Raw genomic sequence first — 20,693 nt, forward strand, 5'->3', positions numbered from 1 at the left:
GGCGTCGCCGCAGGCGTCAGGATACATCCAAAGTCGCCTCCCAGGATCAATCCGGCAACCAGTCCCAAAGCCAGCCCAATGGGCAGGCCCCTGCGCAGCACAAGGCTGACGCACAGGGGGGCGGGCACGTGCGCGACGAAAAGCGCGCTGCCAACGGCCATACCCCTGCATCCGAGGTCCGCAATTCCGACGGACAGGCTGCCGAAGCGCGCAAGAACGATGGCGGCAAGCCGAACGGTCGGCGCGGCGGCAATCGGGGCCAGCGTGGCGAGGCACAGCGCAAGCCGGAGCAGGGCGGCAACCGTCATCGCCCCGGCGGCGGGCGCAGTCGCGCGTCCGGTCAGGCGAAATTCAACGGCGACACGGTCTATGCCGCGCTCGATCTGGGCACCAACAATTGCCGCCTTCTGGTGGCGCGCCCGACGCGTGAATCCTTCCGCGTGGTCGATGCCTTCTCCCGCGTCGTGCGGCTGGGGCAGGGGCTGGCGCTGACCAACCAGCTCGCGCCCGAAGCCATGGACCGTGCGGTCGATGCGCTGGGGGCCTGCCGCGACAAGCTGGTGATGAACGGCGTCAACCGGCATCGGCTCATCGCGACTGAAGCCTGCCGCCGCGCCGAGAACGGGCAGGAATTTCTCGACCGCGTCCAGAAGGAGACCGGCCTGACGCTGGAAGTCGTCTCCCGCGAGACCGAGGCGCACCTTGCCGTGGCGGGCTGCGCGTCGCTGATCGACCCGGTCGCCAGCGGCGTTGTCGTCTTCGATATCGGCGGCGGCTCGACCGAACTGGTGGTCCTGGACTTCGAACGCCTGAAGAAGAACGCCCAGCGCAGCGGCGAGAGCCTGCGCGAGGCCGCCGTCGGCTGGACGTCGCTCCCCGTCGGCGTTGTCGGCGTGGCGGACAAGCACGGCGGTGTCGACGTGCCGCCGGACCTGTTCGACAAGATGGTCGCGGAAGTGGCCGAAATGCTCGACGATTTCCCGGCCCTGAGCGCGCTCGACAAGCACCAGCGCGGGCGCGTCCACCTGCTCGGCACGTCCGGCACGGTGACGACCATCGCCGGCGTCCACCTCGGCCTGAAGCGCTATGACCGCCGCCGCGTCGATGGCACCTGGATGGGCCCGCAGTCGGTGCAGAGCGTCAACAACCGCCTGATGTCCATGAGCTACGACGAGCGCGCGGCCAATGCATGCATCGGTCGCGACCGTGCCGACCTCGTGCTGGCAGGCTGTGCGATCTTCGAGGCGATCCGCCTGCGCTGGCCGTGGGCGCGCGTGCGCGTCGCCGACCGGGGCTTGCGCGAAGGCATCCTGACCTCTCTCATGGCCGAAGACGGCGCGTGGCAGGCACGCCAGGTCGCAAATTCGCGGAGCGAGCAGTGAGCAAGACACCGGGCAGCGGCAGTCGCGGGTTGAAGACGCGGGTGAAAACCGCCCGCAAGCGCTCGAACTCGTCCACCCGCTGGCTCCAGCGCCAGCTGAACGACCCTTACGTGGAAAAGGCCCGCGCCGCGGGCTATCGCTCGCGCGCCGCCTTCAAGCTGACCGAGATCGACGAGAAGACACCGCTGCTGACACCGGGCCTGCGCGTGCTGGACCTTGGCGCGGCGCCGGGAGGCTGGACGCAGGTTGCCGCCCAGAAGCTCGGCGAGACTGGCAAGATCGTCAGCGTCGACATCCTGGAGATGGATGCCATTCCCGGTGCGGAAATCCTGCAGCTCGACTTTCTCGACAACGATGCGCCGGACAAGATCCGCGATGCGCTCGGCGGCCCCGCAGACCTCGTCATTTCCGACATGGCCGCGCCGACCACAGGCCATCGCCAGACCGACCACCTGCGCACCATGGCGCTGTTTGAGGCGGCCTATGATTTCGCGCTGGAAGTGCTGTCGCCCGGCGGGGCGTTTCTCTCCAAGGTCTTTCGCGGCGGCACCGAGCAGACGCTGCTGGCCGACATGAAGCGAAATTTCGAGACGGTGAAACACGTCAAGCCGCCCGCCAGCCGCCCCGAATCGGTCGAGCTCTACGTGCTCGCGCAGGGCTTTCGCGGCTCCGCGCAGGACGATTGATCCCCGTGACGGCCCTTGAATCGGTGAAAACCGCCTTCCGCACCGCTGCATTGCGCACACGATGGCTTTCGCCTGTCGCAAACGGGTGATAAGAAGCGCGGCCACGACGGATGAGCGTAGTCTTCCGCCGCTTTCTGTAGTCCGAAAGGTCGTGGCCTCCGGCCGCACACCGCCCCCGGAACCCGCAAACGGGTACCGGCGGACCCAGAGTGGTATCGAAGTGCGCACCTGCATGCGGAGCCGGCAATGAGTTCACAAATCGACATTTCCAACGGGATCCTCGGCGAACTGGCGCTGACCTTTGACGACGTGCTCCTCAAGCCCGGACGGTCCGAGTTCATGCCCGGTCAGGTGGACACCTCGACCCAGCTCACCAAGTCGATCCGCCTTGGCATACCCATCATGTCGTCCGCCATGGACACGGTCACCGAGGCCCACATGGCCATCGCCATGGCGCAGTCCGGCGGCATGGGCGTGGTTCACCGGAATCTGTCGCCCGAAGAACAGGCTGAAGCCGTTCGGCAGGTGAAGAAGTTTGAATCCGGCATGGTCGTCAACCCGGTGACCATCTCCCCGGAGCAGTCGCTCTCCGAAGCGCTTGCCATGATGAAGCACAACGGAATTTCCGGCATCCCGGTTGTGGAACTGGACGATAGCGGCGAACAGCGCCGCCTCGTCGGCATCCTCACCAACCGCGACGTGCGCTTTGCCAACGATCCCGACCAGCCGGTGCGGGAACTGATGACCAAGGACCTGATCACCGTGCGCGAAACGGTCGATTCAGACGAGGCCAAGCGGTTGCTGCACTCCCACCGCATCGAAAAGCTCCTGGTGGTCGACGATGACTATCGCTGCATCGGCCTCATCACGGTCAAGGATATCGAGAAGGCGCAGCTCAACCCGAACGCCTGCAAGGACGAGCAGGGCCGCCTGCGCGTCGCCGCCGCAACCACTGTCGGCGAAGAAGGCTACGAGCGCGCCGAACGGCTCATCGATGTCGGTTGCGACGTCATCGTCGTCGACACCGCGCATGGTCATTCGGTCCGCGTGCTGGAGCAGGTCGGCCGCATCAAGAAGCTGTCCAACTCGGTGCAGGTGATTGCCGGCAACGTGGCGACCGGCGAGGGCTCCAAGGCGCTGATCGATGCGGGCGCGGATGCCGTGAAGGTCGGCATCGGGCCGGGTTCGATCTGCACCACCCGTATCGTCGCCGGCGTTGGCGTGCCGCAGCTCACCGCGATCCTCGATGCGGTCGAAGCAGCCGGCAAGCAGGACATTCCAGTCATTGCCGATGGCGGCATCAAGTTTTCCGGCGACCTCGCCAAGGCGATCGCCGCAGGCGCCAACTGCGCCATGATCGGCTCGCTGCTGGCCGGAACGGACGAAAGCCCCGGCGACGTCTACCTGCACCAGGGCCGCTCCTACAAATCGTATCGCGGCATGGGCTCGGTCGATGCGATGGCGCGCGGCTCCGCCGACCGCTACTTCCAGGCCGAAGTCCGCGACAAGCTCAAGCTCGTGCCCGAAGGCATCGAGGGGCAGGTGCCCTACAAGGGGCCGGTCGGTGGTGTGATCCACCAGCTTGTCGGCGGCTTGCGCGCCGCGATGGGCTATGTCGGCGCAGGCGATATCAATGAACTGCACGAAAAGGCGCAGTTCGTGCGCATCTCGTCGGCCTCTCTGCGCGAAAGCCACGCTCACGACGTGACGATCACGCGCGAGAGCCCGAACTACCCCTCGAACGTTTAAGGCCGCCATGCGCGACGGTGGACGGATAGCGGCTGCGGCCGAGGTGCTGGACGACATTGCCACCCGCCACCGCCCCGCGACCGAGGCGTTGAAGGACTGGGGCACATCGCACCGCTTCGCAGGGTCCGGCGACCGTGCGGCCATCGGCAACCTCGTGTTCGATGCGCTGCGCCGCAAGCAGTCGCTTGCGTGGATCATGGAAGCCGAGACCGGCCACGCGCTGGCGCTCGGGGCCTATGGCTGCATGTGGGATGTCGGGCTGGACCGGCTCGAAGTCACGCTTGCATCCGACCGCCACAGCGACGGCCCGCTGAAGGACGCAGAGAAGACTGCCATCCGGCGCGGGCTGGAAAACGAAGCACTGCTCGATGCGCCCGCTCATGTGCGCGGCGACTATCCCGAATGGCTGGAGGCGAGCTTTGAGGCTGCGTTCGGCGATGCGCGGATTGCCGAGGGCGTCGCGTTGTCAGAGCGTGCGCCGGTCGACCTGCGCGTCAACACGCTGAAGACGGACCGCGCCAAGGCGGCCAAGATGCTCTCGCGCTTTGCGCCGGAGCAGACGAAATGGTCGCCTGTCGCACTGCGTATCTCCGCAGGCGAGGGGCCGGTGCGCTCTCCCAATATCCAGACCGATGCCGCCTACCAGCGCGGCCGGGTCGAGGTGCAGGACGAGGCATCGCAGATCGCCGCGATCCTCGCGCTCGATCCCGCCCACCGCCAGATCGGCGACCTGTGCGCAGGTGGTGGCGGCAAGACGCTGGCGCTCGCCGCGCTGAGCGCCAACAAGGGCCAGATCTACGCCTACGATGCCGACGCCAACCGGCTCGCGCCGATCCACGCGCGGCTCCAGCGCGCGGGGGTTCGCAACACGCAGGTGCTGCAAAGCAATGCCAAGGCGCTGGCAGGACTCGAAGGCAGGCTCGATCTCGCCTTCGTGGATGCGCCCTGCACTGGAACCGGCGTCTGGCGCAGGCGCCCGGACGCCAAGTGGCGCTTGAGCGAAAAGTCGCTGGCCGACCGGCTGGAGGAACAGGTCGCGGTACTCGATATGGCGGCGTCGACTGTGCGGCCCGGCGGCACGCTGGTCTACGCAACGTGTTCGATCCTGCCGCAGGAAAACCAGCAGCAGGTCACAGCCTTCGTGCAGCGCAACCCGGATTTTTCAGTCTGCGATCCCGCCGAGATCATCACGGCGCGGCTCGGGCAGGAGGCGGGGTCGGCACTCATTGAGGCAGCGCGCGTTGCGCCCGAAGGCCTCACGCTGACGCCTGCGACCAACGCGACGGACGGCTTCTTCGTCGCCGTCCTCAAGCGTGCATCCTGACGCTAGAATATTTCGTGGGAGATCTCTGAATGCTGAAAGTCTATTTCGGACCGCAGACCATCGCCGTTGCCACGCTGATCGCCCTCGAAGAGGCCGGTGCCGACTATGAGCCGGTGTGCCTCGACATGAAGAACAGGCAGCAGCAGTCCGAGGACTATCTCCAGGTTAACCCGAAAGGCCGCGTGCCGGCCCTCGTGACCGATGACGGCATCCTGACCGAGACGCCCGCGGTGCTGACCTATATCGCGCAGACCCACCCCGATGCCGGGCTGTGCCCCTTCGAAGATGCGTGGGCCTTCGCGCAGGTGCAGTCCTTCAACGCTTATCTCGCCTCCACGGTGCACGTCGCCCATGCCCACAATCGTCGTGGCCATCGCTGGACCGACAACAAGGCCGCCCAGAAGGCGATGAGCGCCTACGTGCCCAAGAGCATGGCCGAGTGCTTTAAGCTGATCGAGAACGAGTTGTTCCAGGCGCCGTGGGTGATGGGCAAGATCTTCACCATCTGTGATCCTTATCTCTTCGCGATCTCGTCATGGCTGGAAGGTGACGGCGTTGATCCCGCGCGTTTTCCGCTGGTGATGGAACATCGCAGCCGCATGCACGAGCGCGGCTCGGTGAAACGCGTCATGGCGCTCCAGAACGGCTGAGCCGCCGCGCAACATTTCCCTCGCATTTGGCGAAAAGATGCGCCTTTTGGCAGGCGAACGATTGATGCGTGCTGTCAAATGATCTTGCGCAATGGGAATTGAGGCGCATAACCAACGCCATGGATTTTTTGAACGCCGATCTGTTTTCCGTCGGCAAGCTCGTCGGGCACCTGTCCTACGTCCTGCTTGTGCTGTCGATGATGATGCGCTCCATGCTGTGGCTGCGCATCATCGCCGTGTCCGCTGGTCTCACGTCGGGCGCATACGGCTATTTCTGGCTGCTCGACCCGGTCACCGTCTTCTGGGAAGCGGTCTTCGTCACCGTCAACCTCGTCCAGCTTGCCATCATCGCGTGGGAAAACCGCAAGCGGGCGCTGAGCGAAGAAGAGCAGATCGTCGTCAACACGCTGCTGCCCAGCGCCGACACCCGCGCGGTTAGACGCCTGCTGAAGCGTGGCATCATGCGCGAGTTCAAGCCGGAAACGGTCATCGTCGAACAGGGCAAGGTGGTGCCGGAACTGATCGTCATCACGCGCGGAACGGTGCAGATCGAGAAGGACGGTCGGATCGTGGGCGTGTGCGGCGAGGGCGATCTCATCGGCGAGATGAGCTACCTGAGCGGCGAGACGGCCTCGGCCACCGTGCTGGTGACCAACCCGGTGCATGCCATGGCTTTCGACCATCGCCGCCTGAAGGACTTTCTGTTGCGCAATATCGACATTCGCCATGCGGTTGAGGCAAGCTTCAATCGCAACCTGCTGACCAAGCTGGTTCGTACCAACCATGCCATGACCGGCAAGAAGGAAATTCCCCAGGATGCACCGGTTCAGTCCGCTGACATGCCTTGACCGATTGAGGCACTAGGCATGACGATAACGGTCCGCCGTTATGTCAAACGTCTTGAGCACCTCTACAAGCGCATGAAGCTGCGCTTCGTACCCGTTGAGCGCGAATACGCGGGCGCGTCCAACAAGGACATTTTCGAGACAATCTACCGGGACGCCCGTTGGGACCGCAGTGCCGACGGGCGGCCGAATTCCGGGCCGGGTTCGCACTACGCCGATCTCGTCGATCCCTATGTCGAGGCGATCAGGGACTTCGTCGCGACGCTCGACACCGCACCCGACATGCTGGATCTCGGCTGCGGCGATTTTCGCGTCGGCTCGCGCATTGCACCGGTGGCGGCCAGCTACACTGCCTGCGACATCGTCGCCAGCGTTGTCGCCTCCAACAGCGAGCACTACAACATCCCAAATGTCGAGTTTCGCACGCTCGATCTAGCTGCCGATCCGCTGCCACCCGCCGACATCGTCTTCGTGCGTCAGGTGCTGCAGCATATCTCGAACGCGAATATTGCCAGCTTTCTTGAAAAGGTCAGCGCAGGTCAGTATCGCTACCTGATCGATACCGAAAGCCTCCCGCGCGGCATTCCCTTCAAGCCCAACATCGACAAGCCGAGCGGCGAACGCATCCGCCTCAACTTCGGCAGTGGAATCGATCTCGCGCTGCCCCCCTTCAATCTGCCGCACAAGAGCGCGCGCGTGCTCTGCGACGTGCCCGACGGGCGCTTCGCATCCATTCGCACGACGCTTTATGAGCTTCGGTGATTGAAGACTCGCTCATGATTCCGTAAAGGGCCGCATGGAAACAGCCAGCGACCTTCATCCCGATCGCATCCTGGTCATCGATTTCGGTAGCCAGGTCACACAACTTATCGCCCGCCGCGTTCGCGAGGCCGGCGTCTATTGCGAGATTGTCCCGTTCCAATCCGCCGCCGAGGCGCTCGAGACATTCGAGCCGAAAGGCGTGATCCTGTCGGGCGGGCCAGCCTCCACCAGTGACGAGGGCAGCCCCCGCGCACCGCAGGCGGTGTTCGAGCTTGGTGTGCCGGTCATGGGCATCTGTTATGGCCAGATGACGATGTGCGTGCAGCTTGGCGGCGACGCGCAAGGCTCCGACCACCGCGAGTTCGGACGCGCCACCATCGAGGTGAAGGAAAGCTGCCCGCTGTTCGACGGCGTCTGGGCGCCCGGCGAGAACCACGAAGTCTGGATGAGCCACGGTGACCGCGTCATCGCGATGCCACAGGGCTTCCGCGTCTTCGCGCAGTCGGAAGGCGCGCCCTATGCCGCGTTCGGTGACCCGGACCGCAATTTTTACGGTTTCATGTTCCACCCCGAAGTTGTGCACACACCCGATGGGGCAAAGCTGCTGGCGAACTTCGTGCACAAGGTCTGCGGCTGCGGCGGCGACTGGACGATGGCCGCCTTCCGCGCCGAAGCGGTTGCCCGCATCCGCGAGCAGGTCGGCGACGGCAATGTCATCTGCGGCCTGTCGGGCGGCGTCGACTCCGCCGTGGCTGCCGTGCTGATCCACGAGGCCATCGGCGACCAGCTGACCTGCATCTTCGTCGACCACGGCCTGATGCGGATGAACGAGGCGGAGGAAGTCGTCTCGCTCTTCCGCGGCACATACAACATCCCGCTCGTCCACGTGGACGCGTCCGAGATGTTCATCACCGCGCTGGAAGGCGAGAGCGACCCGGAGAAGAAGCGCAAGACAATCGGCAAGCTCTTCATCGACGTATTCGAGGAAGAGGCCGGCAAGGTCGGCGGGGCAGGGTTCCTCGCACAGGGGACGCTCTACCCGGACGTGATCGAATCCGTCTCCTTCACCGGCGGGCCTTCGGTCACCATCAAGAGCCACCACAATGTCGGTGGGCTACCCGAGCGCATGAACATGAAGCTCGTCGAACCCTTGCGCGAACTCTTCAAGGACGAAGTGCGCGCGCTTGGCCGCGAGCTGGGGCTGCCGGAAGCTTTCGTTGGCCGTCACCCGTTCCCCGGACCGGGCCTCGCCATTCGCTGCCCCGGCGGCATCTCCCGCGAGAAGCTGGAGATCCTGCGCAAGGCGGACGCCATCTATCTCGACGAGATTCGTAAGGCCGGCCTCTACGACGCGATCTGGCAGGCCTTCGCCGTACTCACCGACACCAAGACCGTCGGCGTCATGGGAGACGGGCGGACCTACGAGTTTGTGCTGGCACTGCGCGCGGTGACCTCGGTCGATGGCATGACGGCGGACTTCTACCACTTCGACATGAACTTCCTGGGCCGCACCGCCACGCGCATCATCAACGAGGTGAAGGGCGTGAACCGGGTGACATACGATGTGACGTCGAAGCCGCCCGGCACCATCGAGTGGGAGTGACCGGCGCTTATTTAACGCTGGAAACAGCCGGAATCATCACTTGAAGTGATCGAAAATTCCCTAGCGATTTGAGTAATTTAGTTAGATACTCGGAATCGATTCCACACCGATTTGAATCGCTTTCCCAATCCGCTGAATCTATTTGCGAAGCGCTTGAATCAGAACGCCATCGCGTTGACTCGGAATGCGAACGACACGAGCCAAATCCGCGTCGGCCCGTTGATTTGCCGCTAGGTCAGAAAAAATCAGGTTTGGGCGCTTTCCAGCCAAATATGCAGCACGTTGATGACCAGCGAAACCTGCAGAAATTTCCGCGCATTCCGTATGGTTAATCAAACGTTGCGGCTTTCTGGATACAGTGTTCCCGCGCACCGGAGTCTATGCTGTCCCATTCCGAGTGACCGGGCAGGGGCTACCGACACATGGCATCACGTTTTCTGAAATCGTTTCTCCTGGGCGCGACGGCGCTTGCAACCGCCAGCGTGGCGCAGGCCGAACCCTTCGAGACTTGGGACCACGGCTGGGACGGCTTCTATGCCGGCATCTTCGGCGGTGGCGCGTTTGGCGACTCGCGGCAGGACAACACCGCTGGGCCGACCACCGGCGATTACGATATCGACGGCGGCTTCGTCGGTATCTTCACCGGCCACAACTGGCAGCGCGGACGGGTCGTCTACGGCATTGAGCGCGACTTCGCCTTCGGTGACATTTCCGGCCAGACGACAAACAACTGCGTCGACCTCTGCTTCACGGACGTGAACTGGGTTTCCACCATCCGCGGCCGCATCGGTTACGACATGGGCCGCTTCATGCCTTACCTCACCGCCGGCGTGGGCTTCGGCGAAGTGGATGTGGGCACGAAGCTCGCCGGTGCCGATCCGCCCCTCAGCAATGACGATATCAATGTCGGTCTGGCTGTCGGTGCCGGTATCGAGGCGAAGGTCACGCGCCGCATCAATGCCCGCGTCGAGTACATGTGGGTCGATCTGGGCGATACCTACTATCACATCCCGGCACAGGGGCAGGCCGGCATCGTTGACGCCGACATTCACATGGTCCGCGCGGCGCTGTCCTACCAGTTCGGTGATCTCGGCGCGGCAGGTGGGTCCGCCAGCGAACCCGGCATGACGCTCGACGGCTGGCAGGGTGCCTATGCCGGTGTCATCGGCGGTGGTGTCTGGGGCACCTCGCGACAGGACAACTCATTCCCCGCCACGACCGGTGACTACGACATCGACGGCGGCATGATCGGTGTCGTCGGCGGCATAAACTGGCAGCGCAGCCGCTTCATCTACGGCTTCGAGGCCGATATCTCCTTTGCGGATGTCTCCGGCCAGACAAACAACGGCTGTGGCGCCCTGCAGTGCTTTACTGACGTGAACTGGATCGCGACCGCGCGCAGCCGCATCGGCTACGACATGGGCCGCGTGATGCCGTATCTGACGGCGGGCGTCGCCTTTGGCGAGGTCGAGGTTGGCACCCGCGTCCCGATCACCGTTCCGCTCAACGATTCCGACGTGAAGTCGGGCGCCGTGTTCGGTGCCGGTGCGGACATCAAGCTGACGGACCGCATTGTCCTGAAGGGCGAGTACCTCTACACGAACCTCGGCGACACGATCTATTTCATCCCCGATCAGGGGCAGATTGGTACGGTTCCGGTCGAGGACCTGCACATGTTGCGGGCGGCTCTGCTCGGTCGGTTCTAGTTTCGGCACGCGCCCCTGCGCGAGCCGGGGGCCGTCGCCTGAGAGTGCCATGCTTGAATTCGCTTATGCCGGAAACATCCTGGTCGTGACGCCGGTGCTGTACCTGCTCTGGTTTCGCGAGGACGGTCCGGCACGCATCTACGGCAAGCACATCGAGATATCCCATGGCATGAACGTGCTCATCGCGAGCATGTGGAGCGCGATTGTCCTGCTCTCCATCGCCGGGCTGAGATGGGAGAAGGAACTGGTCGGACTGCTCATCTTCCAGTGCATCTACAAGGTCATCTTCCTCGGCGTCTACGTCGCGCCGCGCGCACTCGCCGGCGACTGGGACAAGGTCCCCAAGCGCCTTTCGGTCCTGTTCATCCTCGGGCTGATCTTCTTCCTGCTGGTCATCTGGCAGCAGTTGGTCATGCGCTAGCAGCCGACGCACCTCTTCAAGCAACCGTGTTCGCAGCGCGCCTGTCGCGGCGAGACCCGTGCCCTAGCTCTCCTTGTGACGCAGTCACGCGAAGGGAGCCCCCATGCCTGTCACGAACAAGCCCGCACGAAGCATCGCAATCGCCTCGCTCGCCATCGGCATCGGGCTTGCGGCACCGACTAACGCGATGCAGAGCGTCAATTACGGGCAGGGCTGGGATGCACTCACCTTCCGCTCCATTCCGAAGACGGACTACGCGCTGACCGGTGACACGCTGCGCGTGAACGCCGATCACAGTTCCTCCGTCATCTACAAGGCGGTGCCCACCGGCGCGCGCGATGCCCGCTCGGCAAGCTGGTCCTGGACGGTGGATCAGTCCGTGCCGCCCACCGACCTCGCCCGCAAGGGCGGAGATGACCGCAATCTCGCAATCTACTTCGTCTTCACCGACCAGGAGACTGCGGCCCGCCTTGGCGATACGCCCAACGTGCGCCGCTTGCTGTCTCGCTCGTCCAGCCGGATGCTGATCTACGTGCATGGCGGCTCGCACCCGCGCGGATCGCTTGTGCCGAGCCCCTATTTCAACGGGCGCGGTACAACCATCATCCAGCGTCAGGCAGGCACCGGCTCGCACACCGAGAAGGTTGATCTGGCGGCGGACTATGCCAAGGCCTTCGGAGGCCAGCCTGGCGTGCTGGTGGGGGTGGCGATATCCGCGGACTCAGACGATTCCGGCGTGCGCTCGGCATCCGTCCTCTCGCCGATCACGCTCATCTGAGCATGAAAAAGCCGCCTCGCGGGCGGCTTTTCCTGATCGATCAAATTGTCTGGTTCGCGCCTAGCGAACGATCCGCACGATGGTGCCGGCCTTCTTGTACTGGCTGACCAGGCGGAAGAACTGCTTGGCGTTCGACGGGTGGAGGCGGATACAGCCGTGGCTGGCCGGGCGGCCGAGACGGCCGATTGCGCCTGTCGCGTGCACCGCGTAGCCGCCATGGAAGAACACCGAGTGCGGCATCGGGGCCATGTTGTATTTGCGCGAATGCCACAGCGTGTGCATCCGGTACGGGCGCCATTCACCGGTCGGCGTGCCGTATCCGCGCGCGCCGCTGGAAACCTTCCAGACATGCTTCTCGACACCCTCGACGTAAACGCGCATGCGCTGGTCAGAGAGATCGATGATGGCGACGACCTCATCGAAGGGCTGACGTTCGCCGGACCACGCGAATGTGACGCTGGTCAGCGCGACGTCGTTGTCCGTTTCGACCGTCGGCGGAACCTGCTTGAAGCTGATCGGGTTGCGGCTGAAGAACTTCTTGTCGGTGTGGCGCAGCGCGATGTCCGTGACCGGCAGGTTGGATTCGATCGACCCGCGCAGGATGCGCACGCTGTCCTTCACCGCGCCGCCAGCGTTGGGGCCGAAGCTTGCCAGCTCGATGGGCGCTGCCGCCGGGGCAGGGCCTGCGACGGAGACGGAGGGGTTTTCCGTCTCGATGCCGGGCAGGAACGATGCGGCGATGGACGAGGCCTGCGCGCTGGTCACGGCGAAAGCCGCCAGTGAAACCGTGCCGCCCAATGCGGCCATGCGAAGAAACTTGCTGAAATCCACGACGTCGATCCCCCAAACCGGTTCAAACACGCATCACGTTGCATCGCACTATGCCAAAGCAGCGGTTATCGCGATGTTTCCGTAACGCAACACCAATGCGCTTTCTGGCCTACATGCAGGGATTTAAGACTTCCTGACCCACCGGCAGAGATAACAAGCGCGTGATCGCCTCAAGCGGGCAAGTCGCCCAGCGTGGTTTCCGAAAGGTTGAAGGGGCAGCTAGTGCTCGCCCATGCGGGCGCAGGCAATGCACAGGTGGGCTGCCGGATCGACGCTCAGGCGCTTGTCGGAAATTTCCTCGCCGCAACTGTCGCACTCGCCGTATTCACCTTCGTCGAGCCGTTCCAGCGCGGCATCGATTCGGCGCAGTTCCAGCGCGCGACGCCGCTCCTGTTCCTGGCTCATGGCCTGCCGCTGCATGGCGTCCATCCGGCTCAGCCGGCCGACCGACTGCTGGTCGAGGGCCACCGGCGCGTTGTCCCCGGCTGCCATGCGCGAGAGCGATAGCAGCTCCGCGCGGCGCGATTCCAGAGCTTTCCGGGCGTTTTGCTCGTCCTTTGCCACGTCGTGTCCTTCTCATTGCACCGCAGGAAAGCTATACGGCTGAAACCGCACGCGCAAAGCGTGCGCGAAGCACGAAAAGGGGCATCCCATGGCGCTGCTGATCGCAGGTCTCGTCATCTTTCTCGCCATTCACAGCGTCCAGATCGCGGGCTTCAAGGAGCCGATGGCCGCCCGCCTCGGCGTGAATGGCTACAAGGTGGTCCATTCCATCGTCTCGCTGGTCGGGCTGGTCCTGATCGTGATCGGCTATGGGCAGGCACGCGCCGCCGGCGCGCCGCAGATCTATGACCCGCCGCTGTGGATGCGCCATGTCACGCTACTGCTGATGATGATCGCGTCGGTGCTGTTCGTTGCCTCCTTCATCCCCAGCCGCATCAAGGCCTACGCCAAGCACCCGATGCTCGCCTCGCTCAAGGTCTGGGCGCTGGCGCACCTGCTGGCCAATGGCGATCTCGCCTCGCTGCTGCTGTTCGGCTCGCTGCTGGCCTGGGCCGTGGTCGACCGGATTTCCCTCAAGCGCCGCCCGGTGGATGTGATCGCCCACGAAAAGGCGATTGGTGCTGCGCCCGCCAGCGACGTCCTCGTCATGGTGCTGGGCGCGACGCTCTACGTGGCCATCGCGTTCTGGCTGCACCCGTGGCTCATCGGCGTGGAGGTGATGTAACCGATGTCTGCTCAAAAGCCCGCCCGCCGCGTCACCGTTCCGGAACTTCGCGCCCGCAAGGGCGGTGAGCCGATCGTCAGCCTCACGGCTTACGACGTCGCCACCGCGCGCATCGCCGACCCTCATTGCGACATGCTGCTGGTCGGCGATTCCATCGGCATGGTGCTGTACGGCATGGACAGCACACTGGCCGTGACGCTGGAGATGATGGCAGCCCACGGGGGAGCCGTCGTTCGCGGCTCGTCCCACGCGCTGGTCGCCATCGACATGCCGTTCGGTACCTACGAGCAAAGCCCCGAGCAGGCGTTTGAATCCGCCGCCTGGCTGATGGCGCAGACAGGCGCGCAAGCCGTGAAGCTCGAAGGCGGTGTCGCCATGGCGCAGACCATCAACTTCCTGATCCGCCGCGGCATTCCGGTGATCGGCCATGTCGGTCTCACGCCGCAGGCGGTCAACGTCATGGGCGGCTTCAAGGTGCAGGGCAAGGAGCGCGCCGGATGGCCCGCGATCGAGGCTGACGCGGAAGCGGTATCGGATGCCGGCGCGTTTTCCATCGTCGTGGAAGGCGTTGCCGAGCCGCTCGCACGCCGCATCACACAGCAGGTTGGCGTGCCGACCATCGGCATTGGCGCGTCAGCTGGCTGCGATGGCCAGATTCTCGTCACCGAGGACATGCTGGGCCTCAACCCGCGCGTGCCGAAATTTGTCCGCCGCTTCGGCGAACTGGAGCAGGCGATGGATGCGGCATTCGCCGAGTACGCGCGCACCGTCAAGGAGCGTTCCTTCCCGGCCGAGGAAGAAACCTACCCCGCCAGCGACGACTAGTGCCGTGGAGCAGGGATGCTGCGCCATTGTGATGCCCCAATCCCACGGTTAACCCTGCGCTGCGATGGTGCGGGTTTCACCGTTTGCGCACCGGGGGCGCACGCGGTATCACCACAAGCGAATCCGTTCGCGTCACGATGGGGAAAGCGGCAGATTATTTGCCGCTGCGCGAACAGCGTCAGGGTACCGATTACATGACCGATTTTTTCCGCGAGGTTGACGAGGAACTGCGCCGCGAGCGCATGAACGATGTATGGAAGCGCTTCGGCCCCATCATCATGGGCGTCGCCGTCCTCATCGTCCTTGCCACCGCCGGCTATCGTTTCTGGGAATGGTACCAGGCACGCACCGCCGGCGCGGCCGGTGAGGCTTATGTCTCCGCTGTGCGCGACAACGACGACAACCCGCAGCAGATGGAAGCTGCCCTCGAGGAACTCGCCGAAGGCGGCACCGGGTTCGAGGACCTTGCCCGTATGCGCATCGCCGCTGCCCGCGGTCAGGCTGGCGACGTCGACGGTGCCGTTGCGGCCTACGACGACATCGCAGCCGATTCCGGTGTCGACGACCGCGTCCGTGAACTGGCCCGCATCCGCGCAGCCAACCTGCTGATCGATACGGCCTCCCTTGCCGACATGAACGCGCGTATTGGCGGGCTGACGGGCGAAGACGCGCCGATGCGCCATTCCGCCCGCGAGATTCTCGGCCTGACCGCCTATCGCAACGGCGACTATGCCGAGGCCGCCGAGCAGTTCGATGCCATCATCGCCGATAGCGGCGCGCCGCAGGATATGCGCAGCCGCGTCGAACTGATGCAATCGCTTTTGGCAGCGCGCCTCGCCGCTGCCGGAGAAGGGAGTGGCCAGTGACCCACTTGTTCAAAAGCCGCCGCCCGCTCTACGCCGCGCTCGCAGCGCTCGCCGTCTTCGTGCCGGCGCTGGCCGGTTGCTCGCCGCCGCGCGAGATGCCGACCTTCGGCTCGCTGATCGAACCGTTCCAGCGCCCCGAACCCAAGGTTCCCGGTGAGCGCCGTGACGCGCTGCCTGTCGCCGGCGATGGCGGCCAGACGGTGACCGGCGAAGCCGTGTCGCTTGCCTCTGCCCAGTTGCAGCCCGAATGGCCCAACCCGGGCGGCCCGGCCACCAACGCCCCCGGCCACCTGTCCATCGGCTCGGGCGCCTATGCGTTCGCGGTGCCGGTCGGCGAAGGCTCCGCCCGCCGTTCGCGCCTCGTTGCACCGCCCATCGTTCACCAGAGCTACGCCGTGGTGATGGATGCACGCGGGAATGTCAGCGCCGTCTCGCTCTCGGGCGGCGGCAAGGCATGGGCCATCGCGACCAAGCCGGAAAACGAGCGCGGCCGTGGCGCCAGCGGTGCCGGCCTTGCGGCTGAGTCCGGCCGCGTGTTCGTCGCGACCGCCTACAACACCGTGCGGGCGCTGGACATCCGCACCGGCGCGCAAATCTGGGAAGCGAAACTGTCCGCGCCGGCCCGTTCCGCGCCGACGGTCGCGGACGGCGTGATCTATATCGTCTCCGCAACCAACGTGGTGCATGCGCTGAACGCCGCAGACGGCACGGAAGCATGGAACTACAACGGCATTCCGGAGACGGCGAGCATCATGTCGCCGTCGAGTGCTGCGGTGTCCGGCGGTATCGTCGTGGTGCCCTACAGCTCCGGCGAGGTCATCGCCTTCAAGGCTAGCGACGGCACGCCTGTCTGGTCCGACCAGCTCACCGGCCAGAGCCGCTTTTCTGCCGTTTCCGGCATTCGTGACGTCGCGGCCCGCCCTGTCATCGTCGGCAGCACGGTCTACGCCATCGGCGTCGGTGGGCGTCTCGCCGCCATCTCGCTGAAGAGCGGCGAACGGCTGTGGGGTGCGAACGTCGCCAGTTCGACCACGCCGGCCGTTTCCGGTAACGCGATCTTCGTCGCGACCCTCGACAACAAGCTCGTCGCCGTGGATCGCGAGGACGGTTCGTTCCTGTGGTCCGTCGGCCTGCCGTCCGGCACCAACTGGGTCGGCCCGCTTCTGGCCGGCAACACGTTGTGGCTCGGCTCTGCGGACGGTCGCGTGCTGCGGGTCAACCCGACCAACGGCTCGACGGTTTCGGAAACGAAGCTCGGCAAGGGCGTGCTGATCCCGCCGATTGGTGCTGCTGGCCGCGTGCTCGTCCTCGACGACTCCGGCCGTCTCAACGTTTACAACTGACGCGCAACACCGCGTCGGGGGGCCCGGTGAATGCCGCTCAGGATTGCAATCGTCGGACGCCCGAACGTCGGCAAGTCCACCCTGTTCAACCGGCTCGTCGGCAAGCGTCTCGCGCTTGTCGATGATACGCCGGGTGTGACGCGCGACCGCCGCGAGGGGGAAGCGCGCATCGGCGATCTGCGCTTCACGGTGCTCGACACCGCGGGGCTTGAGGAAAGCGCGCCCGAAACCCTCGAAGGCCGCATGACGGGCCAGACCCAGGCGGCCATCGAACTCGCCGACGTGACGCTGTTCGTCATTGACGCGCGCACCGGCATCACCCCCATCGATGAGCATTTCGCCAACTTGCTGCGCAAGCGCGGCGGCGACGTCATCCTCGTTGCCAACAAGTGCGAAGGCCGCGCCGCGGAAGCCGGCATCTACGAGTCCTTCTCGCTTGGCCTTGGCGACCCGGTTCCGGTGTCTGCCGAGCACGGCGAGGGCATGGCTGACCTCTACGAGGCGCTGCTGCCCTATGACGAGGCGCTGAAGGCCGAGGAAGATGCTGCCGCGTGCGCCATCGAGGCCGAGGTCGGCGAGAGCGAGGGCGAGCGCCCGCCGGGGCCGATCCGGGTCGCCATCATCGGACGCCCCAACGCGGGCAAGTCCACGCTCATCAACAAGATGATCGGCGAGGAACGCCTGCTGACCGGTCCGGAAGCCGGCATCACTCGCGATTCCATCGCTGTCCATTTCACCTGGAAGGATCACGCGTTCCGGCTGTTCGACACGGCCGGCATGCGTCGCCGCGCCCGCGTGACGGGCAAGCTGGAGCGGCTCTCCGTCGCTGACACGCTGCGCGCCGTCCGCTTTGCGGAAGTCGTGGTTGTCATGGTCGACGCCACGATGCCCTTCGAGAAGCAGGACCTCCACATTGCCGACCTTGCCGAGCGCGAAGGCCGCGCCGTGCTGATCGCGCTCGCCAAGTGGGACCTCGTCAAGGACAAGAAGGAAGCGACCCTGCGCCTGCGCGAGATGTCCGACCGCCTGCTGCCGCAGCTTCGAGGATGTCCGCTGGTGCCGGTGTCCGGTCTCACCGGCTCGGGTATCGGGTCCCTGGCCCGCGCCATCGTGGAAGTGCACGAGCGCTGGAACATCCGAATCTCGACCGCCAAGCTCAATCGCTGGTGGGCCGAGGCGACCGCAGCCCATCCCCCGCCCGCCGTGGCCGGGCGCCGGCTCAAGCTGCGCTACGTCACGCAGGTGAAGAGCAGGCCGCCGACCTTTGTCGCGTTCTGCTCGCGCCCGGAAGCTGTGCCCAATGCGTGGCGGCGCTACGCGGTGAACAGCCTGAAGGAAACATTCGGGCTAGTCGGCACCACGGTGCGCTTCATCGTGCGCAAGTCCGACAACCCCTACGCCTGACCCTGAGCCGATGCGTTTCGCCTTCTTCATCACCGACCTTGCAGGCGGCGGTGCGGAACGCGTGACGGTCAATCTGGCGGACGCGCTCCACGCGCGCGGCCACGATGTCACCATCACCACGGTGCGGGCGCGCTACGCCTACCAGGCCGCAGACGGCATCGCGATTTCACCACTGGTGCAAAAGCGCGAACCGCTCGCCAACCTTCTCTGGCGGATCTACCCGCTGGGTGGACGGCTGAAGCGCCGGCTCGCGGAGCTGGAGCGGGAAGGGCCGATTGACCTGATGGTTTCCGCCCTTCCGTTCGCCGATGCCATTGCCAGCAGGGTTCGGCATCCGCGCCTCGTGTTTCACCTGCACGGCCCCATGTCGCCGGGGCTCGAAACGGCCGCTGCGACCTCTCGCTTCAAGCATTGGCGAAAGCGGAGGCGGCTGCACCGGGTCTATGGCGATGCGCCCGTGCTGAGCGTCGCAGACGGTGTCGCCAGCGACCTTGCCGAAAAGTGCGGGGTCCGTTTGGGATCGGTGCACCCGATCGCGAACGCCATCGATGCGGAACGCGTCCGCGCACTTGCCACCGAGCCGGAGCCGCGCCTGCCTGTCGAGCCGTTCCTCGTTCATGTGGGCCGCATGGTCTCTCTCAAGCGGCATGACCTGCTGCTGGAAGGTTTTCGCCGCGCGGACGTCGCGCACAAGCTGGTGTTGATCGGCGAGGTCACGTCCAAGGTGCAGCGCATGATTGCCGACATGGGCCTGTCGGGCAGGGTGCTGACACCCGGATTTCGCGCCAACCCGTTTCCGTGGATCAAGGCTGCTGACGGCCTGTTGCTCACCTCGGACTATGAAGGCATGCCCATGGTGCTGCTTGAAGCGCTGGCATGCGGCACCCCCGTCATCTCAACCGATTGCCCGGCGGGCGGCCCGCGCCAGGTCATGCGCGGCGACCTGGAGCGGTTCCTGTTCCCCGTCGGGGATGCCTCAGCGCTCAGCGACCGCATTCGCCTGCTGGTGTCCGACCCGCCTGAAATCAGCCCCGATGCCTTGCATGGGTTCCGCACCGAAGATGCCGTGGCGACCCTGGAGAGCATCGCTTCACGCGACACGCTTTGAGGCCCGATTGACCCCTCAGGCTTGATCTTGGCCGGCTGCCGGACGATGGTTTCCCATACGTCAGATTGAGCAGTGCGGGTGTCGTGCGGTTTCTATTCATTCTCCCGGATTTTCAGGGCGGCGGCGCCGAGCGCATGACGATTTCGCTCGTCGCCGGACTGCGTGCAGCAGGGCACGACGCGCGCATCATCGTGCTGCGGGACCTTGCCGACCACGATGTGCCGAACACCATTCCCGTCTCGATCCTCGTCGGGCCCGATCAGAAGTTCGGCACGTCTTTCCGCCGTCGACTGCGCGATACGTGGAAGCTGCGATCGCTGGTGCGGCGGATGGAACGCGACGGACGGTTCGACCTCGTCGTCTCGGCCTTGCCGCATGCGGACGGCCTGCTGCGGCGGATCAAGCATCCCCGCACGCTGTTCCACATACACGGCCCGTTCCACCACGAGCTCTTTGCCTTGCGGGAGATTTCCAGACGCAAGTCGAACAGATGGCTGCGGCGCTACAAGGCGATCTATGACGGTGCCAACATCCTCACCGTTGCGCCGGGGCTGGCCAATGAACTGCGGGAGAATTGCACCTTCCGCGTCGCCAATGATTATCCCCAGCCAAACGCCGTCGAACCGGAGATCATTCGCGCCCTGAGCGCGGAGCCGGAACCCGATCTGCCGACGCGACCCTTCCTGCTGCACGTGGCGCGGCCCGCGCCGCTCAAACGCCATGACCTGATGATCGAGGCATTCGAGAGGTCCGTGATCGATGCCGACCTCGTGCTGCTCGGCAAGCTCGATGATCGCGTCCTGCAACTGGTGTCGTCGTCATCGCGTGCGACCCGAATTCACACACCGGGCTTTCGCGCCAACCCCTATCCGTGGATGCGCGCTGCGCGTGTCGTGGTCGTCACGTCGGATTTTGAAGGATTGCCGATGGTGCTGCTGGAGGCGCTGGCCTGCGGCACCCCGGTCGTGTCGTCGGATTGTCCCGGACGCGGCTCACGGCAGGTCATGCGCGGCAATCTCGCGCCGTTCCTGTTTCCGCTCGGGGATGCCGATGCACTGGCAGACTGCCTGCGGCGAGTGATGGCGAACCCGCCAAAGATCGAAGACGCGGCGCTCGACGGCTTCCGAATGCGAGATGCCGTCGCCTCGCTTGAACGCGTGGCCGCGCTGCCAAAACTGTGAC

General features: G+C 65.0%; 20 protein-coding genes. 18 read left to right on the forward strand and 2 right to left on the reverse strand.

What is annotated here, in order from left to right; all coding sequences use genetic code 11:
* The first annotated feature begins 128 nt into the window (after positions 1–128).
* From ACKTEK_RS05150 to ACKTEK_RS05200, 11 genes are all read left to right on the forward strand, one after another.
* Positions 129–1,382, forward strand: a complete 1,254-nt coding sequence (locus ACKTEK_RS05150; protein WP_409164169.1) for a Ppx/GppA phosphatase family protein — start codon at positions 129–131, stop codon at positions 1,380–1,382.
* Positions 1,379–2,068, forward strand: coding sequence for an RlmE family RNA methyltransferase (locus ACKTEK_RS05155; protein ID WP_409164170.1), 690 nt, complete (start codon positions 1,379–1,381; stop codon positions 2,066–2,068). The genes ACKTEK_RS05150 and ACKTEK_RS05155 overlap by 4 nt, the downstream gene beginning before the upstream one ends.
* Positions 2,069–2,314: 246 nt before the next feature.
* Complete coding sequence (guaB, locus tag ACKTEK_RS05160; protein ID WP_409164171.1) at positions 2,315–3,817, forward strand: IMP dehydrogenase; 1,503 nt, start codon at positions 2,315–2,317, stop codon at positions 3,815–3,817.
* A gap of 7 nt (positions 3,818–3,824) precedes the next feature.
* The gene (locus tag ACKTEK_RS05165) at positions 3,825–5,141 is read left to right on the forward strand and encodes an RsmB/NOP family class I SAM-dependent RNA methyltransferase (RefSeq protein WP_409164172.1); all 1,317 of its coding nucleotides are present in this window, start codon (positions 3,825–3,827) and stop codon (positions 5,139–5,141) included.
* Positions 5,142–5,170: 29 nt separating this feature from the next.
* Positions 5,171–5,791, forward strand: coding sequence for a glutathione S-transferase family protein (locus tag ACKTEK_RS05170; RefSeq protein ID WP_409164173.1), 621 nt, complete (start codon positions 5,171–5,173; stop codon positions 5,789–5,791).
* 119 nt (positions 5,792–5,910) lie between these two features.
* Positions 5,911–6,639, forward strand: a complete 729-nt coding sequence (locus tag ACKTEK_RS05175) for a cyclic nucleotide-binding domain-containing protein (RefSeq protein ID WP_409164174.1) — start codon at positions 5,911–5,913, stop codon at positions 6,637–6,639.
* 18 nt (positions 6,640–6,657) lie between these two features.
* A complete protein-coding gene (locus ACKTEK_RS05180; protein ID WP_409164175.1) occupies positions 6,658–7,398 on the forward strand; it encodes a class I SAM-dependent methyltransferase in 741 nt (246 codons plus the stop codon).
* A 34-nt stretch (positions 7,399–7,432) separates the two neighbouring features.
* A complete protein-coding gene (gene guaA / locus ACKTEK_RS05185; protein ID WP_409164176.1) occupies positions 7,433–9,001 on the forward strand; it encodes a glutamine-hydrolyzing GMP synthase in 1,569 nt (522 codons plus the stop codon).
* 422 nt (positions 9,002–9,423) lie between these two features.
* Positions 9,424–10,707: an outer membrane protein gene (locus ACKTEK_RS05190; protein WP_409164177.1), complete on the forward strand. Its 1,284-nt coding sequence runs from the start codon at positions 9,424–9,426 to the stop codon at positions 10,705–10,707.
* A 49-nt stretch (positions 10,708–10,756) separates the two neighbouring features.
* Positions 10,757–11,128: a hypothetical protein gene (locus tag ACKTEK_RS05195; protein ID WP_409164178.1), complete on the forward strand. Its 372-nt coding sequence runs from the start codon at positions 10,757–10,759 to the stop codon at positions 11,126–11,128.
* 103 nt (positions 11,129–11,231) lie between these two features.
* Complete coding sequence (locus ACKTEK_RS05200; RefSeq protein ID WP_409164179.1) at positions 11,232–11,906, forward strand: DUF3047 domain-containing protein; 675 nt, start codon at positions 11,232–11,234, stop codon at positions 11,904–11,906.
* Between the two features lie 60 nt (positions 11,907–11,966).
* On the opposite strand, the gene ACKTEK_RS05205 is transcribed toward ACKTEK_RS05200, so the two are convergent.
* Together ACKTEK_RS05205 and ACKTEK_RS05210 are read right to left on the reverse strand one after the other, a co-directional pair.
* A complete protein-coding gene (locus ACKTEK_RS05205; protein ID WP_409164180.1) occupies positions 11,967–12,737 on the reverse strand; it encodes a L,D-transpeptidase in 771 nt (256 codons plus the stop codon).
* Between the two features lie 219 nt (positions 12,738–12,956).
* A complete protein-coding gene (locus ACKTEK_RS05210; protein WP_409164181.1) occupies positions 12,957–13,301 on the reverse strand; it encodes a TraR/DksA family transcriptional regulator in 345 nt (114 codons plus the stop codon).
* A gap of 88 nt (positions 13,302–13,389) precedes the next feature.
* Here ACKTEK_RS05210 and ACKTEK_RS05215 point away from each other — a divergent pair, with 88 nt between their 5' ends.
* The 7 genes from ACKTEK_RS05215 to ACKTEK_RS05245 all read left to right on the forward strand — a co-directional run bounded on the left by ACKTEK_RS05215 (position 13,390) and on the right by ACKTEK_RS05245 (position 20,692).
* Positions 13,390–13,965, forward strand: a complete 576-nt coding sequence (locus tag ACKTEK_RS05215) for an NnrU family protein (protein WP_409164182.1) — start codon at positions 13,390–13,392, stop codon at positions 13,963–13,965.
* 3 nt (positions 13,966–13,968) lie between these two features.
* Complete coding sequence (panB, locus tag ACKTEK_RS05220) at positions 13,969–14,790, forward strand: 3-methyl-2-oxobutanoate hydroxymethyltransferase (protein ID WP_409164183.1); 822 nt, start codon at positions 13,969–13,971, stop codon at positions 14,788–14,790.
* A gap of 194 nt (positions 14,791–14,984) precedes the next feature.
* Positions 14,985–15,656, forward strand: coding sequence for a tetratricopeptide repeat protein (locus ACKTEK_RS05225; protein WP_409164184.1), 672 nt, complete (start codon positions 14,985–14,987; stop codon positions 15,654–15,656).
* Complete coding sequence (locus tag ACKTEK_RS05230; protein WP_409164185.1) at positions 15,653–16,999, forward strand: PQQ-binding-like beta-propeller repeat protein; 1,347 nt, start codon at positions 15,653–15,655, stop codon at positions 16,997–16,999. The genes ACKTEK_RS05225 and ACKTEK_RS05230 overlap by 4 nt, the downstream gene beginning before the upstream one ends.
* Positions 17,000–17,029: 30 nt before the next feature.
* Positions 17,030–18,403: a ribosome biogenesis GTPase Der gene (gene der / locus ACKTEK_RS05235; RefSeq protein ID WP_409164186.1), complete on the forward strand. Its 1,374-nt coding sequence runs from the start codon at positions 17,030–17,032 to the stop codon at positions 18,401–18,403.
* Positions 18,404–18,413: 10 nt separating this feature from the next.
* Positions 18,414–19,511 (forward strand): glycosyltransferase, encoded by a 1,098-nt coding sequence (locus ACKTEK_RS05240; RefSeq protein ID WP_409164187.1) that lies wholly within the window; start codon positions 18,414–18,416, stop codon positions 19,509–19,511.
* Positions 19,512–19,594: 83 nt separating this feature from the next.
* Positions 19,595–20,692, forward strand: coding sequence for a glycosyltransferase (locus ACKTEK_RS05245; protein ID WP_409164188.1), 1,098 nt, complete (start codon positions 19,595–19,597; stop codon positions 20,690–20,692).
* Position 20,693: the final 1 nt, after the last annotated feature.

The sequence above is a fragment of the Tepidamorphus sp. 3E244 genome, from assembly GCF_046159835.1.
In the GTDB taxonomy this organism is placed as follows: Bacteria; Pseudomonadota; Alphaproteobacteria; order Rhizobiales; family Tepidamorphaceae; genus JACKJK01.

Bases quoted from the DNA above. Each gene is read 5' to 3' on its own strand.
- guaB (WP_409164171.1), top strand. From the start codon at position 2,315: ATGAGTTCACAAATCGACATTTCCAACGGGATCCTCGGCGAACTGGCG.
- ACKTEK_RS05165 (WP_409164172.1), top strand. From the start codon at position 3,825: ATGCGCGACGGTGGACGGATAGCGGCTGCGGCCGAGGTGCTGGACGAC.
- ACKTEK_RS05170 (WP_409164173.1), top strand. From the start codon at position 5,171: ATGCTGAAAGTCTATTTCGGACCGCAGACCATCGCCGTTGCCACGCTG.
- ACKTEK_RS05175 (WP_409164174.1), top strand. From the start codon at position 5,911: ATGGATTTTTTGAACGCCGATCTGTTTTCCGTCGGCAAGCTCGTCGGG.
- ACKTEK_RS05180 (WP_409164175.1), top strand. From the start codon at position 6,658: ATGACGATAACGGTCCGCCGTTATGTCAAACGTCTTGAGCACCTCTAC.
- guaA (WP_409164176.1), top strand. From the start codon at position 7,433: ATGGAAACAGCCAGCGACCTTCATCCCGATCGCATCCTGGTCATCGAT.
- ACKTEK_RS05190 (WP_409164177.1), top strand. From the start codon at position 9,424: ATGGCATCACGTTTTCTGAAATCGTTTCTCCTGGGCGCGACGGCGCTT.
- ACKTEK_RS05195 (WP_409164178.1), top strand. From the start codon at position 10,757: ATGCTTGAATTCGCTTATGCCGGAAACATCCTGGTCGTGACGCCGGTG.
- ACKTEK_RS05200 (WP_409164179.1), top strand. From the start codon at position 11,232: ATGCCTGTCACGAACAAGCCCGCACGAAGCATCGCAATCGCCTCGCTC.
- ACKTEK_RS05215 (WP_409164182.1), top strand. From the start codon at position 13,390: ATGGCGCTGCTGATCGCAGGTCTCGTCATCTTTCTCGCCATTCACAGC.
- panB (WP_409164183.1), top strand. From the start codon at position 13,969: ATGTCTGCTCAAAAGCCCGCCCGCCGCGTCACCGTTCCGGAACTTCGC.
- ACKTEK_RS05225 (WP_409164184.1), top strand. From the start codon at position 14,985: ATGACCGATTTTTTCCGCGAGGTTGACGAGGAACTGCGCCGCGAGCGC.
- der (WP_409164186.1), top strand. From the start codon at position 17,030: ATGCCGCTCAGGATTGCAATCGTCGGACGCCCGAACGTCGGCAAGTCC.
- ACKTEK_RS05240 (WP_409164187.1), top strand. From the start codon at position 18,414: ATGCGTTTCGCCTTCTTCATCACCGACCTTGCAGGCGGCGGTGCGGAA.